Source organism: Microbacterium sp. NPDC056044 (genome assembly GCF_042267145.1).
Classification (GTDB): domain Bacteria; phylum Actinomycetota; class Actinomycetes; order Actinomycetales; family Microbacteriaceae; genus Microbacterium.
Window position 1 is genome coordinate 573711 of the sequence record NZ_JBHJWZ010000003.1, and the last position, 13220, is coordinate 586930.

Below are 13220 nucleotides of genomic sequence, written 5' to 3' on the forward strand. Positions count from 1 at the left end.
GCGAGCACGACTCTCACGCGAGTCGTGTGGTGCGCTCCCCCGCTTCGACGCGCACCGCGAGGCGGTTGTTCGCGGGCGGCAGCGGGCACACGTAGTGGTCGCTGAACGCGCACGGCGGCAGGTACGCCTGGTTGAAGTCCACGGTCACCGCGCCGTCGGCCGCGGGCGCATCGATCTCGAGGAACCGGAAGCGGTACGCGTCGACGTTGCTGGTCGCGTCGGCGATCACCGCGCTGAGTCCCTCCGCCGGGTCGCCGGTGACGGTGAGCTCGACCGGGGCGCCGTCGATCTCGAGCGAGATCGTGCCGACGGCCGGCTCCTCGCGCTCGTAGCCGTCGACGCTGCGGATGACGTTGATCTCGCCCGCGGCGGCGGGACGGAAGACCCCGGGCAGCGCCCACTCATCGTTTCGAGGGAACGACAGGATGCTGCGCAGCCGCGTGCGTCCGGGAGTCTCGGGGTCGAACACGCGCAGCGCGGGCGCACCTTCGCGGCTGATCGCCTTGAGCCGGACGCCGCCGACGTCGAGGTGGTCACCGGGGGCGAGCACGACGTCGTCGACCGGAGCCTCCGGCGCGTCGGCCTGCAGCCCCGCGCCCACGACGTCGCCGTCGACCGCCCGCCACGTGCCGGGCGCACCGTCGTAGGCGCGCGCCTCGGCGTCGAGCCAGTGCGTGTGGCGGAGCGCCGCGATGCCGTGCGCGCTCGACACGGCGGTCCATCGCGCCTGGGTGACGGTGTCGGTGTCGGTGTCGGGGGTGCTCGCGGGGAGGGTCATTCGGATCCTTCGGGTGCTCCGGGGTGTTCGTCCGGGGAGGGGCGCGGTTCGCCCTTCCATCCCAACACGACTCGGGCGACCGCATTCCCACGGTGCGACCCGCGGCGACGCGGGGTGTCACGCGGCGTCATCAGGTATACCTTGCGGTTCTAGGTAACTTGTACTTCTATGTACCTAGAACTTCTAGGCATGGAGGACGACGTTGAAGATCGGCAAAGACCTGGTCGCCGCTGCCGCGACGCCGATGGTGCTCGGCATCCTCGCGGAGGGCGAGTCGTACGGCTACGCGATCCTGCAGCGGGTGGGCGAGCTCTCGGGCGGCGAGCTGGAGTGGAGCGACGGCATGCTGTACCCGTTGCTGCACCGGCTCGAGCGACTCGGGCACGTGGAGTCGTCGTGGGGCGCCTCCCCGAGCGGCCGGCCCCGCAAGCACTACCGGCTCAGCTCGAGCGGACGCGCGGCGTTCGCCGAGCAGCGGCAGCAGTGGGCGGTCGTCAGCCGGGCGCTGCAGCGCGTGTGGTCGGACCGCGACGGCGGCAGCGACTTCGCCGGCATGCCGGCGTTCGGAGGGGCCTGACATGACCGAAGACCCCCGCATCGAAGAGCAGATCTCGACCTGGCGCGCGTACGTCTCGCGGCCGCAGGCGATCGACGGTCGCGACGTCGACGAGCTCGAAGACCACCTGCGCGGCCAGATCGACCGGCTCGAGGCATCCGGTCTCGATGCCGACGAGGCCTTCCTCGTCGCGGTGAAGCGGCTGGGCGGGCTCGACGACCTCTCACGGGAGTTCGCGCGCGAGCACTCCGAGCGGCTGTGGAAGCAGCTGATGTTCCAGGACGAGCCGCGCGCGCCCCGCACGGGAGGCGGACTGCTGCTCGCTGTCGGGCTCGCGGTCGGTGCTGCGCTGGCGGTGCAGGTGCCCGTGCTGTTCGGCGTCCAGTGGGCTCAGGACGGCGACTTCTTCGCGCGGTTCTTCGCTCTGCTGGTGCTGCCGTTCCTCGCCGCGTTCTTCCTGACGCGGCGTCGATCGTCGTGGCGCACGATCGTCGCGGTCGGCGTGCCGTTCGTGCTGACCGCCGCGGTGCTGGCGTTGTATCCGTTCGCGCCCGGCGGTGCCACCCTGGTGCTCGCGTCGACGCATGCCGCCGTCGTCCTCTGGCTCGTCACGGGGATCGCCTACGTCAACGGCCGGGTCGGCTCGAGCTGCGCCCGCATGGACTTCATCCGGTTCACGGGCGAGTGGGTGGTCTACCTGGCACTCATCGCCCTCGGCGGGGGTGTGCTCATCGCACTCACGGTCGGTGTGTTCGCGGCGATCGACATCGACGTCTCCCGGTTCGTGACCGACATCATGCTCCCCTCGGGCATCGCCGGAGCCGTGATCATCGCCGCCTGGCTCGTCGAGGCGAAGCAGAGCGTCATCGAGAACATCGCGCCGGTGCTGACGAAGCTCTTCACTCCGCTGTTCACGCTGCTGCTGCTCGCGTTCATCGTCGCGGGCTTCATCCAGGGCAACCTCATCGACGACAGCACGACCGAGATGTTCGGCCAGCGCGACCTGCTCATCCTGTTCGACATCGTGCTCGTCGTGGTGGTCGGACTGCTGCTCTACGCCCTCTCGGCACGCGAGCCGCTGGCCCCGCCCTCGTGGTTCGACCGCATGCAGCTGCTCATGATCGTCGCGGCACTCGTCGTCGACATCATGGTGCTCGTCGCGATGATCGGTCGCATCGCCGAGTGGGGTGCGAGCCCCAACAAGCTCGCGTCGCTGGGACTCAACGTCATCCTGCTCGCGAACCTCGTCGGCGCCGGGTGGCTGCAACTGCGCTTCACGATGCGCCGCGCGCCGTACGAACGACTCGAGCGCTGGCAGACCGCCTTCGTGCCCGTGTACCTCGCGTGGGCGGCGATCGTCGTGGTGGTCTTCCCGCCGCTGTTCGGCTTCGTATGACGGATGCCTCGGCCCGGCCCTCGATCGCCGGGCCGAGGCATCCTCTCCACCCTTCGCGCATCTTTTCCCCGCTGCGCGAAGTCCCGAAGTCAGTAGTCCTCGGGAGCGAGGTCGCCCTGACCGGTCTCGCCCTGCTCCGCCAGCTCGGGCGGCAGGCCCTGCGTCTCGGGCTGCGCGCCCTCGGGCAGGAGGTCTGATCGGGGCACGTCGTCTTCGTCGGACGCGAGGTGCGCGGGGTCATCGCCGGTCGCCGTCGCGATGTCGTCGTCGGCGATGCCGGCATCGCGCGCGTTCGTGCGGTCCCAGTCGGCCTGGGCAGGGTCCCGCGTGGGGTCCGGCTCGATCGACGTGTCGCGGTCGCGCATCGGCTGCATCCCCACCTGGCCGTCAGGCGCGGGCGGGATGTCGGCGGGCAGATTGTCGGACATCGTGGCTCCTTCGTCGGAACAGCCACGCTACGAACCCGCCCGTCCTGGCGCACGGGGGTTGACGCGTGACCCGGCGCTCGGTACGGGCGTCAGCTCAGTCGGAAGACGCGGATGACGACGTGCCCCGGCTCCGGCCGCGCATAGCCGACGAACTGCGCCTCGGTGAGCCAGCGGTGTGCGGCGGCGCCCGTCTGGAACACGAAGGCGGTCCGGTAGTAGAGCTCGTCCTCCCCGACCCGCTCGCCCGCGTGCAGGCGGCGCTCGACGTCCTCGCCGGCGTGCCAGTAGCCGCGGTTCACCACGTCGATCGCCGCACCGTCTTCGGCCTCGATCAGATAGCGGGCATCGAGCTGGGTGGTGGCCCCGCGCGTCACCCACCAGTCCGCGCCCACCGGGAGGACCCGTCCGGTCAGCCGCGGTCCGTCGATGGTGCCGCCGACGATGGGCGTGACGTTGAGGTCCTCGGAGTCCGTGCGTCCGACCCGGACCGGATCCGCGACCGCCACCTTCAGCTCGAAGACGAACTCGAGCCCGGGTTCGAACCGGCTCATGCGACTGCGCCCACGCCCGCGACCGGCGCCTGCACGGGCGTCAGGGTGCCGAAGGCGGCCTCGACGTCGCGGGCGGCAGCGAGTGAGATGTGGTCGCCGTTGCGCAGGCCGATCAGCTGGACGCCGGTCGGAAGTCCGTCCTCGTCGAGCCCGGTCGGCACCGCGACCGATGGCAGGCCGAGGAAGTTCACGGTCACGAGCAGGCGGTGGTCGCGCCAGAGCTCGGTCGTCGCGGCCGGGCCCGAGAGATCGAACCCGATCTCGGGCATGCGCCGCGCCGAGACCGGACCGAGCACGATCGGGTACTCGGACTGGAACTTCTCCCACGCCGCCGCGATCACCGCGCGTCGCGCCCAGGCACCGCCGTAGGCCTCGCCCGAGGTCAGCACCTCGGTCTCCTGCGCGTTGTCGAGGAAGTACCGCGTCGACCCGTGCGAGAGCGGCACCGGCAGCGCGCCGGGCAGGAAGGCGCCGACCATCTCGGTCGTCGAGATCTGCCGCCAGAGGGTCGCGGCCTCCTCGATCAGCGGCGGCTCGACCTCGTCGACCTGCCATCCCGCGGCGGCGAGCGCGTCGGCGGCGCGGCCGATCGCGGCGGCCACCTGCGGGTCGACACCCCAGCCGAGCGGGTCGCGTACGACGGCGACCCGCTTCGGGCCGTCATAGGAGGACGGATGCGGCACGGTCACGGTGGTCGGATCACTCCCGTCCGCCCCGTGCATGAGCGTGAAGGCGACGTCGAGGTCGTCGACACGGCGGGCGATCGGGCCGTTGACGGCGAAGAACTGGAGCGACAGCGCCACCGGCTCGGTGATCTCGGCCATCGGCGCCGGGATCCTGCCCGCCGACGGGCGAAGTGCGCACACGCCCGCGGCGTACGCGGGAAGGCGCAGCGAGCCGCCGTAGTCGTTGCCGAGGCCGAGCGGTGTCATGCCCGTCGCGACGGCCACCGCATCGCCGCCGCTCGATCCGCCCGGCACGCGGAACGGGTCCCACGGGTTCAGCGTGCGGCCGAAGAGGTCGTTGTCGGTGTCCCACCGCAGCCCCCAGTCCGGCATGTTGCCTCGCCCGACCGGGATGGCGCCGGCCTCGAGCAGGCGGTGCACCATCGTCGCGTCCTTCGCGGGGACCGCCTCGGCCATGAACGGCCACCCGCTGGTCGATGCCGACCATGTCAGGTCGATGTTCTCCTTGACCGTGAAGGGCACGCCCGCGAGAGGGCCGGCGTCCTCGCCGGCATCGAGCGCCGCATCGACGCGCTCGGCGAGAGCGCGCGCCCTGTCGTGGAAGACGGCGGTGAGCGCGTTGACGGCGGGGTTCACCTCGTCGATCCGCGCGAGATGCGCGTCGATCACGGCGCGGGCGGTGACCTCTCGCGTGCGGACCGCGTCCGCGAGCTCGCGGACGCTCAACTGCCAGAGCCGGCGATCGGTCATTTCTCTCCTCGGGGCGTGATGATGCGGGTGGTCCTCGTGGCCACCGTGGGCAGTGCGGACGTGCGGGCGGGCAGCCGTCGACGCGGCACCCACCCCCCGCGCGGGATGGAGTCGAGGAGGGTGCGGGTGTACTCGGCGCTCGGACGATCGAGCACGTCGGCGATCGGCCCCTGCTCCACCACGGCACCGGACTTCATGACCACGACGTGATCGCACAGCCGCCGCACGGTGGTGAGATCGTGCGAGATCATCAGCAGCGCGACCCCGGTCTCCCGACGGATGCCGTCGAGGAGCGTCAGGATCTCGACCTGGGTCGTCACGTCGAGCGCCGACACCGCTTCATCGAGCACGAGGATCTCGGGGTCGGCGGCGAGCGCCCGCGCGATCGCGACCCGCTGACGCTGGCCGCCCGACAGTGATCGCGGCCGCTGGGCCGCGAGCGCGGGATCGAGCTTCACCGCGGCCATCAGCTCGTCGACGCGGACGTCGACCTCGGCGCGGGCGATACGGCGACGGTGCACGGCCACCGCCTCCGCGAGGCACTGGCGCACCGTCTGTCGCGGGTCGAGGGACTGATAAGGGTCCTGGAAGACCATCTGCGCGATCCGTGCGCGGGCTCGGCGGTCGGACGCACGGCGTGCGGGTGTCGTCCAGTCCTCGCCCTTGACCGTCACCGTTCCGGCGTCGGCCGTCTCGAGACCGCAGATGATGCGCGCGGTCGTGGACTTGCCCGAGCCCGACTCGCCCACGACGCCGAGCGAACCGCCGCGCGCCAGGGTGAAGCCGACGTCGTCGACGGCGACGAACTCCTCGCGGCCGCCGCGCGGCGAGCGCACCTGGAACGTCTTGCGCAGTCCTCCGACCTCGAGCACCGGCGCCTCGGCAGCGTCCCGCTCGGCGATCAGGTCACCGGGGAGGGTGGCCGAGAGCAGCCGCCGCGTGTACGGGTCCGCAGCATCCGTCCTCATCGTCGCGGCTCGCAGCGTCTCGATCGTGCGGCCGTGCTGCATCACCGCGACGCGGTCGCACACGGCGCCGGCGAGGGCGAGATCGTGCGTGATGAACAGCAGGGCGAGGTCTCGGTGGCGCCGGAGGTCGGCGATCACCGCCATCACCTCCTCCTGCGTCGTGACGTCGAGGGCCGTCGTGATCTCGTCGGCGAGGAGGATCGGCGGGTCCATGGCGAGCGTCGCGGCGATCATCACGCGCTGCAGCAGTCCGCCCGAAAGGTCACCCGGCCGCTGCCGCATGCGGCGCGCGGGATCGGGGATGCCGACCTCGGCGAGAAGGTCCTGCGCGCGCCGGTCGGCGGCATCCGGCTTCTCCCCCGCGACCGAGATCAGCGCCTCGGTCATGAAGTCGCCGATGGTGCGCAGCGGATTGAGGTGTGCGCGTGGGGTCTGGAACACCATCCCGAGGCGGCGGGCGCGGATCTCGCGGAGCCGCTTGGCGGGCAGTTCCGCGATGTCCTCCCCGTCGATGCGGATCGTGCCGCCCACCGTGAAGCCCTCGGGGAGCAGGCCCGCGACCGCACGCACCGACAGGGTCTTGCCTGAGCCGGACTCGCCGACCAGGCCCAGCGCCTCTCCCGCCTTCACCTGGACCGTGCAGTCGTGCACGATGGCGCGCGGCCCCTCGGCGCCGGGGGCGAAGATCGAGACGTGATCGAGTTCGAGGACGGATGTCATCGGTCGGCTCCTTCCGCCCACGTGGTCACGCGGGCGCCGAGGATGTTCACGGCGAGCACGGTCACGACGACCAGTGCGGCAGGGAACATCGACTGCTCGGGGGCGCCCACCAGCAGCGACGGCTGTCCGGCGGCGATCATCACGCCCCAGTCCGACGACGGCGGCTGCGCACCGAGCCCCAGGAACGAGATGGCGGCGAGGTCGAGCATCGCGTAGCCGAAGCCGACGGTCGACTGTGCGAGCAGGGCCGGCAGCAGCGCCGGCACGAGGTGCCGGAAGCAGATCGCCAGGGATCCCACGCCCTGGATGCGCAGCGCCGCGATGTAGGGCTTCGCGAGCTCGCTGCGGGCCGAGGCGCGCATCAGGCGAGCGACGATCGGGACGTACGCGATCGACAGCGCCACGATCGGCGCGATGAGCCCCTTGCCGAACATCGACACGGCGAGGATCGCGAGCACGAGTCCGGGGATCGCGAAGATCACCTCGATGAGCCGCGAGCTCACGCCGTCGACCCAGCCGCCGAACCACGCCGAGACGACGGCGATCAGGGCACCGAGGAGCGACGACGCGATCACGACGACGATGGGCGCGAACACGCTCGGCGCGGCGCCGACGAGGACGCGGGAGAGGATGTCGCGACCGAGGTCGTCGGTGCCCATCCAGTGCTCGAGCGACGGCGGAGCCGAGATCGGCCCGACGTAGAGCTGGTTCGGGTCGTACGGCGCGAGCCACGGGCCGAACAGCGCCATCACGAGGATGCCGATCATCACGATCCCGGCCGCGATCAGCAGCGGGTCGCGCACGGCGAGGCGGCGGGCGAACGTGGGCACGCGGCCGCCGGCGAGCTGGGCGACGCTCATGCGGTCCTCCTGGGCTTCACGGAGTCGGGGTCGATCAGCGCGATCGCGACGTCCGCAGCGGCGTTGAGGACGACGAACAGGATCACGAGCAGGAGTGAGATCACCTGCACGACGGGAAGGTCTTTGCGGGCGGCCGCCTCGGTGAGCAGCGACCCCAGCCCGCCGATCCCGAACGCCTGCTCGGCGATCGCCGACGCCGCGAACAGCCCCGCGACCGTCGCGCCGGAGATCGCGAGGATCTGCGGCGACGCGTTCAGGAACACGTGGCGACGGAAGATCTGGGAGCGAGGGATGCCGCGCACCCGGGCCGTGTCGACATGCTCGGAGTGCAGCTGGCCGACGACGGCGGCGCGCGTGATGCGGCTGAGGTACGCGATGTAGAGCACCGAGAGCGAGATCGCCGGAAGAGTGAGGTGGTACAGGTTGTCGAGCAGCCCCTCGCCGGCCCCGTAGACCGGGAACAGCCCTAGCACCCGCCCGAAGACCCAGATCAGCAGGATCGCGACGACGAAGGTCGGCAGCGCCACGCCGAAAGAGGTGGCCACGAGCACCGCCCGGTCGGTTCCGCGGCCCCGCGTCGCCGCGAGGATGCCCGAGCCGATGCCGAAGACCGCGATGAGCACGATCGTGTAGAGCACGAGCAGAAGGGTGACCCCGAAGCGCGGGGCGATGAGCTCGGTGACCGGTGTCTTGTAGACGAACGACGTGCCGAGGTCGCCGGTGAGCACCCCGCCGATCCAGTACAGGTACTGCACCCAGACCGGCTGGTCGAGGTGATGCGCGGCCTTGATGGCCTCGATCATCTCCGGCGTGGGCCGCACACCCCCGGCGAGCGCGACGACCGGGTCGCCGGGGGTGAGGAGCACGGCCGAGAAGATGACGACGCTCGACAGGAACAGCGTGAGGAGCAGTCCTCCGAGCTTGCCCAGCAACTGCCGGGCCACACTGGCGTTCATCGTCATCCCTCTCCGACGTGATGGTGCGGGTGGGTCACTTGCCGCCGAGGCGCAGGGCCCACGGGCTGGCGTACGCCGCCACGGAGGTCACGACGCCGGTCAGGTCGTTGCCGAGGAACGTCGTGTGGTAGGAGCCCGCGAGCGTGACCTGCAGCTGGTCGGGAGCGAAGACCTCCTGGGCGCCGACGTACGCCTCGGCGGCGCCGTCCGCGTCGGGCGTCGTGCGCGCCGCCTGCACTCCAGCGGTGACATCGGCGTTCGCGTAGCCGGTCCAGTTGAAGATCCCGCCCTGGTCGGGCGGCAGTACGAACAGCTGCGGGTAGGTCAGCACGCCCGGCGTCTCGGTGTAGCCGGTGGTCGCGACGAAGTCGATGCTCTCGCGGGGTCCGGGGTCGGGCAGGAAGATGGCCGCGAAGTCGGCGGCCTGGCGCTCGTCGATCTCGATGGCCAGGCCGATCTGCGATGCGGCGCTCTGCACGATCGCCGCGGTCTGCGACAGCTCCTTGTTGCCGGCCGGGATCGCGAGGCGCAGGGGCACCGAGGTGTCCTCCCCCGACTCCTCGACGAGCTTCTTCGCGGCATCCAGGTCGACGTGCGGCGCCTCGAGGGCGTCGTAGCCGGCCTGGTAGACGTCGGCCGCGGCCGCACCCGACCACGAGAACGGCGCCACGAAGGTGCTCTGCGGCTGCCCGAGACCGTGAAGGACGGTCGCGATGTACTGCTCGCGGTCGATCGCGAGGCTGAGCGCCTGGCGGATCTTCGGGTTCGCCCCTGCTCCGGTCTCGCGCGTCGGCCCGAACGAGAACGAGGCCGTCGACGGCCCGATCACGAGCTGTCCGCTCGTGGAGGACGCGAACGCGTCACGGCTGGCGGGCGCGACGTTGAACGCGCCGTCCACTTCGCCCTCGAGGAGGGCGTTGGTGAGCGTGGTGCCGTCCGGGATGAACTTGTAGGTCAGCTTCTTCACCAGCGGCGCGCCGTCCCAGTAATCCTCGTTGGCGACCGTGACGATCTCGCTGCCGGGGGTCCAGCTCTCGAGCTTGTACGGCCCTGCACACATCAGCTCGCCGCCCGACGTGCCGAGCGCATCGCCTTGCGCCTCGCTCACCGCCTTGCTGAGCACTGCGCCCGCGCCCCCCGTCAGCGCGTCGCGGAAGGTCGTGTCGGGGGCGACGAAGTGCACCGTCACCTGGTTGTCGCCGGTGACCTCGATGCCGTTCTCGGGTGCGACGAGTACGAACGCGCCGTAGAACGCCGAGGTGATGTCCCTGTGGTGCCGTTCGAGGCTGTACACGACGTCGTCGGGGGTGACCGGGGAGCCGTCCCAGAACGTGACGCCCGGACGGATGTCGATGACGAACGTCACCGGGTCGACCCAGTCCGCGTTCTCGGCGATGCCCGCCGCGACCGAGAAATCGGGCTGCACGGTCAGCAGGCTGGTGCAGAGATTGGGCTGCACGAAGTTGTAGTCCGCACCCGGCACGAGCGAACGCGGCTCGCCCTCGACGAGCGCCCAGGTGACCTCGTCGACCTCGGTGGTGCCGGCGGGCAGCGCGTCGACGAGTTCGACGGGCGCGAACGTCGCGTCGCCGGTCGGCGACGTCTCGGTGTCGCGGGGCGTGCACCCCGCCAGCAGCACGAGCGCTGCTGCAGCTGCGACGACCGCGGCGGCCTTGCCTCGGATTCTCATCTCGTTTCCTTTCGGGTCGGTCGAGGGAGATCGTCGATCGCGGCAGCGTCGCCGCGATCACCCTCAGGGTAGTACAACCCTGTTGTACATCAACGTTGCATTTGTGTTACGAGCTTGCATAGGGTGGATTGCATGCCCCGCGAGGTAGACGCCGAACAGCGGCTCGCCGACATCGCCGCCGCGACCATCCGCGTCGCGCGCTCGGCGGGCTCGCATGCCGTGACCATCCGCTCGGTGGCCAAGGAGCTCGGAGGTTCGACGACCCTCGTCACGAACTACCTCCCCTCCCGCGCCGCGCTCATCCTGAACGCACTGGACCGCGGCAGGGACCGCTGGCAGGTCGCCCTCGACGAGTCGCTCGCCGGGGCCGCGCCCGCGGACCGGTTCGCCGCCGTCATCGAGTGGTCGCTGACAACCGGACCGGACGAACCGGTGCTGCGCGCGCTGATCCTCGAGATCGTGGCGAACGCCGACCGCGAGCCGGACCTCCGCACGGCCCTCCATCGTGAGAGCTCGGCCTATCAGCGGCTGCTCGTCGAGGAGGCGCGGGTCGCGGGCTACGTCGACCCCGAGCATGTCGCGGGCCTGGCGTACCTGCTGGTTCGCGGGTCGTACGTCGCGAGTGCGGAGGATCCGGCCCGCTGGGACGAGGCCCAGCTGCGCGAGGTCATCCACGCGACGCTCGCCGTACAGCCGCGCACCCGCGCGGACGCCGCCCCTGGCGCACATCAGCGCACCACGTAGACCCGGACGCACACCTGGCCGTCCTCGTCGCGCGCGAGCCCGATGAACTGGTGCTCGGCGAGCCAGCGGTGGGCCGCAGCATCCGTCTGGAAAACCGGCGCGGTGCGGAAGTAGTACTCGTCCTCCGGCACGTTCTCGCCCGCCTCCACGCGGGCGATCACGTCATCCGACGCGCGGTAGTACCCGCGGTTCAGGATGTCGATGACCGCGCCGTCGTCGGCGCGCAGCAGGTAGCGCGCTTCGAGCTGCGCCGTTCCCGATCGCTCCACGGCCCAGTCCCCGCCGCCGGCGAGCACCTCGCCGTTCAGCAGCGGACCCGCCACGGTGCCGCCCGCAACCGGTGTGAACGTCAGCTCCTCGTCGGCGCTGCGGCCGATGCGGAAGTGCGGGTCGATGTCGACGCGGATCTCGAACGCGTACTCCAGGACCGGGTCGTTCATGGACGGGCCTCCTCGGCTTCAGCGGCGGGCAGGACGGTGAGGGTGACGCGCAGCGGGTCGTCGCCGCCGAGTGCGATGCGCTGCCGGTTCACGGCGGTCTCGACGGCGCCCCACGGCTCCTCCCCCGTGCCGGGCTGCGGCAGGAACTCGGGGAAGTCGCTCGAGTGGACGTGCAGGCGGAGGCGATGCCCTGCACGGACGCGGTACCCCAGCTGGCCCAGGTCGATGTCGACGGCGGCCGGGCTCGCAGCATCCGTCACGTGCACCTGACCGCGCGCGATCCGCAGCGCCGTGCCGTCGGGGGCCACGTCGAGCAGCCGTGCGAACACGTCCGTCACCGGACCGTCGGACGACACGGATGCGGCGACCCGCACCGGTCCCGCGAGGTCCACATCGCGCTGGAACACGTCGGTGGTGAACGAGAGCACGTCGGCCCGCGCGCCGAGCGCGGCTTCATCGGGGGCGTAGAGGAGGAACGCGAACGCGTTCGGGACGCTCGACGGCACGAGGTCCGCAGGGTCGTGGAGCCACTCGAGCTCGGACGCGTCATCCGGCGCCTCGACCGAGAGCCCTCCGCCCGCGTGGGCGTACAGCGTGCGGTGCTCCGCCGCGCGCGGCGGCCACGTCTCCGCGGCGCGCATGCCGGGCGTGCCGGCGAGATTCCAGCTCACCCGGGGAATGTCGTCGGCGCGCCCCTTCCCCCGCACGAACACCTCGAAGAAGTCGACCGCGGGCTGCAGCATCCGTTCCAGTTCCGAGCGGATCTGCGTGTCGCTGCGCTCCTCGACGCGTGCCGTGGCGGGGTCATCGAGGTAGTACGACTCGTGGTCCATGGACTCGATGCGGAGGAAGTGATTGAGCGCCCACGCCGGGCGCTGCTCGATCTCGGCGACATCGGCCCACGACAGGGGCGCGCAGTTGTCCCACCACCCGATGGTGTGCAGCGTCGGCACCGGACGCGCGTCGAAGGGGCTCGCCAGCGGGAAGCGCGGCAGGTGCACGGCGCGCGGGTACCACTGGTCGTACGAGATCGAGCGCGCGCCGAGCTGCGCGACGACCTCCTCGGCCTGAGCGCTGAAAGGCCGGCGGGAGGCGTCGAGGTCCCAGAAGAAGCCGTCCTGCGAGTGGAAGTACGTGAGCGGGTAGAGGTAGGTGATCGCCCACTCCACCCGGCGGGTGCGCTCCCCCGGGATCACGCGCACCGGCTCGCCGAGCATCGTGCCGGTCACACGCGGGGCGATGGCCTTGAGGGCGGGATGCTGCGACGCGACCGCCGCCCACTGCGTGAAGCCGTAGTAGCTGTCGCCCCACATCGCGACGCGGCCGTTCGACCACTCCTGGGCAACGATCCAGTCGATCGTGTCGTAGCCGTCGTCGACCTCGTTGACGAACAGCAGCGCGTCGCCCTCGGAGCGGAACTTACCGCGCACGTCCTGCGCGACGACACGGTAGCCGCGCGCCGTGAAGTACTCGGCGATCAGCGGGATGAACGTGTACTCGCCGCTCTTGTCGTAGGGCAGACGGATGAGGACGGTGTCGCCGGCGCTCGCGTCGGGGTCGGCCGGTGCACCGGGGAGATAGACGTCGGTCGCGAGGCGCACGCCGTCGCGCATGCGCACGCGCTCCTCGCGGGCGGCGGGGCTGACGGGTGCGGGCCCGACATGCACGATCTCCGGCACGGTGTCTCCTCTTCGAGT

The 13220-nt window shown here is 71.1% G+C and carries 13 protein-coding genes; 3 read left to right on the forward strand and 10 right to left on the reverse strand.

What is annotated here, in order from left to right:
* Positions 1 to 13 precede the first annotated feature (13 nt).
* The gene (locus ACFC1I_RS11585; protein ID WP_376009159.1) at positions 14 to 778 is read right to left on the reverse strand and encodes a DUF1684 domain-containing protein; all 765 of its coding nucleotides are present in this window, start codon (positions 776 to 778) and stop codon (positions 14 to 16) included.
* Between the two features lie 202 nt (positions 779 to 980).
* Between ACFC1I_RS11585 and ACFC1I_RS11590 the strand changes: the two genes are divergently transcribed.
* Both ACFC1I_RS11590 and ACFC1I_RS11595 read left to right on the forward strand, forming a co-directional pair.
* Complete coding sequence (locus tag ACFC1I_RS11590; protein WP_376009161.1) at positions 981 to 1355, forward strand: PadR family transcriptional regulator; 375 nt, start codon at positions 981 to 983, stop codon at positions 1353 to 1355.
* Position 1356: 1 nt separating this feature from the next.
* On the forward strand, positions 1357 to 2730 hold the full coding sequence (locus tag ACFC1I_RS11595; RefSeq protein WP_376009164.1) for a permease prefix domain 1-containing protein: 1374 nt from the start codon (positions 1357 to 1359) through the stop codon (positions 2728 to 2730).
* 89 nt (positions 2731 to 2819) lie between these two features.
* Here the strand turns inward: ACFC1I_RS11595 and ACFC1I_RS11600 are convergent, their stop codons facing one another.
* From ACFC1I_RS11600 to ACFC1I_RS11630, 7 genes are all read right to left on the reverse strand, one after another.
* A complete protein-coding gene (locus ACFC1I_RS11600; protein ID WP_376009167.1) occupies positions 2820 to 3158 on the reverse strand; it encodes a sugar ABC transporter ATPase in 339 nt (112 codons plus the stop codon).
* An 89-nt stretch (positions 3159 to 3247) separates the two neighbouring features.
* Positions 3248 to 3709 (reverse strand): DUF3237 domain-containing protein, encoded by a 462-nt coding sequence (locus tag ACFC1I_RS11605; protein ID WP_376009170.1) that lies wholly within the window; start codon positions 3707 to 3709, stop codon positions 3248 to 3250.
* Complete coding sequence (locus ACFC1I_RS11610) at positions 3706 to 5145, reverse strand: amidase (protein WP_376009172.1); 1440 nt, start codon at positions 5143 to 5145, stop codon at positions 3706 to 3708. Before ACFC1I_RS11610 ends, ACFC1I_RS11605 begins: the two co-directional genes overlap by 4 nt.
* On the reverse strand, positions 5142 to 6833 hold the full coding sequence (gene nikE, locus ACFC1I_RS11615) for a nickel ABC transporter ATP-binding protein NikE (RefSeq protein ID WP_376009174.1): 1692 nt from the start codon (positions 6831 to 6833) through the stop codon (positions 5142 to 5144). The genes ACFC1I_RS11610 and nikE overlap by 4 nt, the downstream gene beginning before the upstream one ends.
* Positions 6830 to 7693 carry an ABC transporter permease gene (locus tag ACFC1I_RS11620; protein WP_376009176.1) on the reverse strand — a complete coding sequence of 288 codons (864 nt, stop codon included), beginning with the start codon at positions 7691 to 7693 and terminating at the stop codon, positions 6830 to 6832. The genes nikE and ACFC1I_RS11620 overlap by 4 nt, the downstream gene beginning before the upstream one ends.
* Positions 7690 to 8649, reverse strand: coding sequence for an ABC transporter permease (locus ACFC1I_RS11625; protein WP_376009179.1), 960 nt, complete (start codon positions 8647 to 8649; stop codon positions 7690 to 7692). The genes ACFC1I_RS11620 and ACFC1I_RS11625 overlap by 4 nt, the downstream gene beginning before the upstream one ends.
* 34 nt (positions 8650 to 8683) lie before the next feature.
* Complete coding sequence (locus ACFC1I_RS11630; protein WP_376009182.1) at positions 8684 to 10339, reverse strand: ABC transporter substrate-binding protein; 1656 nt, start codon at positions 10337 to 10339, stop codon at positions 8684 to 8686.
* Positions 10340 to 10471: 132 nt separating this feature from the next.
* Here ACFC1I_RS11630 and ACFC1I_RS11635 point away from each other — a divergent pair, with 132 nt between their 5' ends.
* Positions 10472 to 11083, forward strand: coding sequence for a TetR/AcrR family transcriptional regulator (locus tag ACFC1I_RS11635; protein ID WP_376009184.1), 612 nt, complete (start codon positions 10472 to 10474; stop codon positions 11081 to 11083).
* Here the strand turns inward: ACFC1I_RS11635 and ACFC1I_RS11640 are convergent.
* Both ACFC1I_RS11640 and ACFC1I_RS11645 read right to left on the reverse strand, forming a co-directional pair.
* Positions 11068 to 11523: a DUF3237 domain-containing protein gene (locus ACFC1I_RS11640; RefSeq protein ID WP_376009187.1), complete on the reverse strand. Its 456-nt coding sequence runs from the start codon at positions 11521 to 11523 to the stop codon at positions 11068 to 11070. The two genes, ACFC1I_RS11635 and ACFC1I_RS11640, sit on opposite strands and share 16 nt — an antisense overlap.
* Positions 11520 to 13202 carry a CocE/NonD family hydrolase gene (locus ACFC1I_RS11645; protein ID WP_376009189.1) on the reverse strand — a complete coding sequence of 561 codons (1683 nt, stop codon included), beginning with the start codon at positions 13200 to 13202 and terminating at the stop codon, positions 11520 to 11522. The genes ACFC1I_RS11640 and ACFC1I_RS11645 overlap by 4 nt, the downstream gene beginning before the upstream one ends.
* Positions 13203 to 13220: the final 18 nt, after the last annotated feature.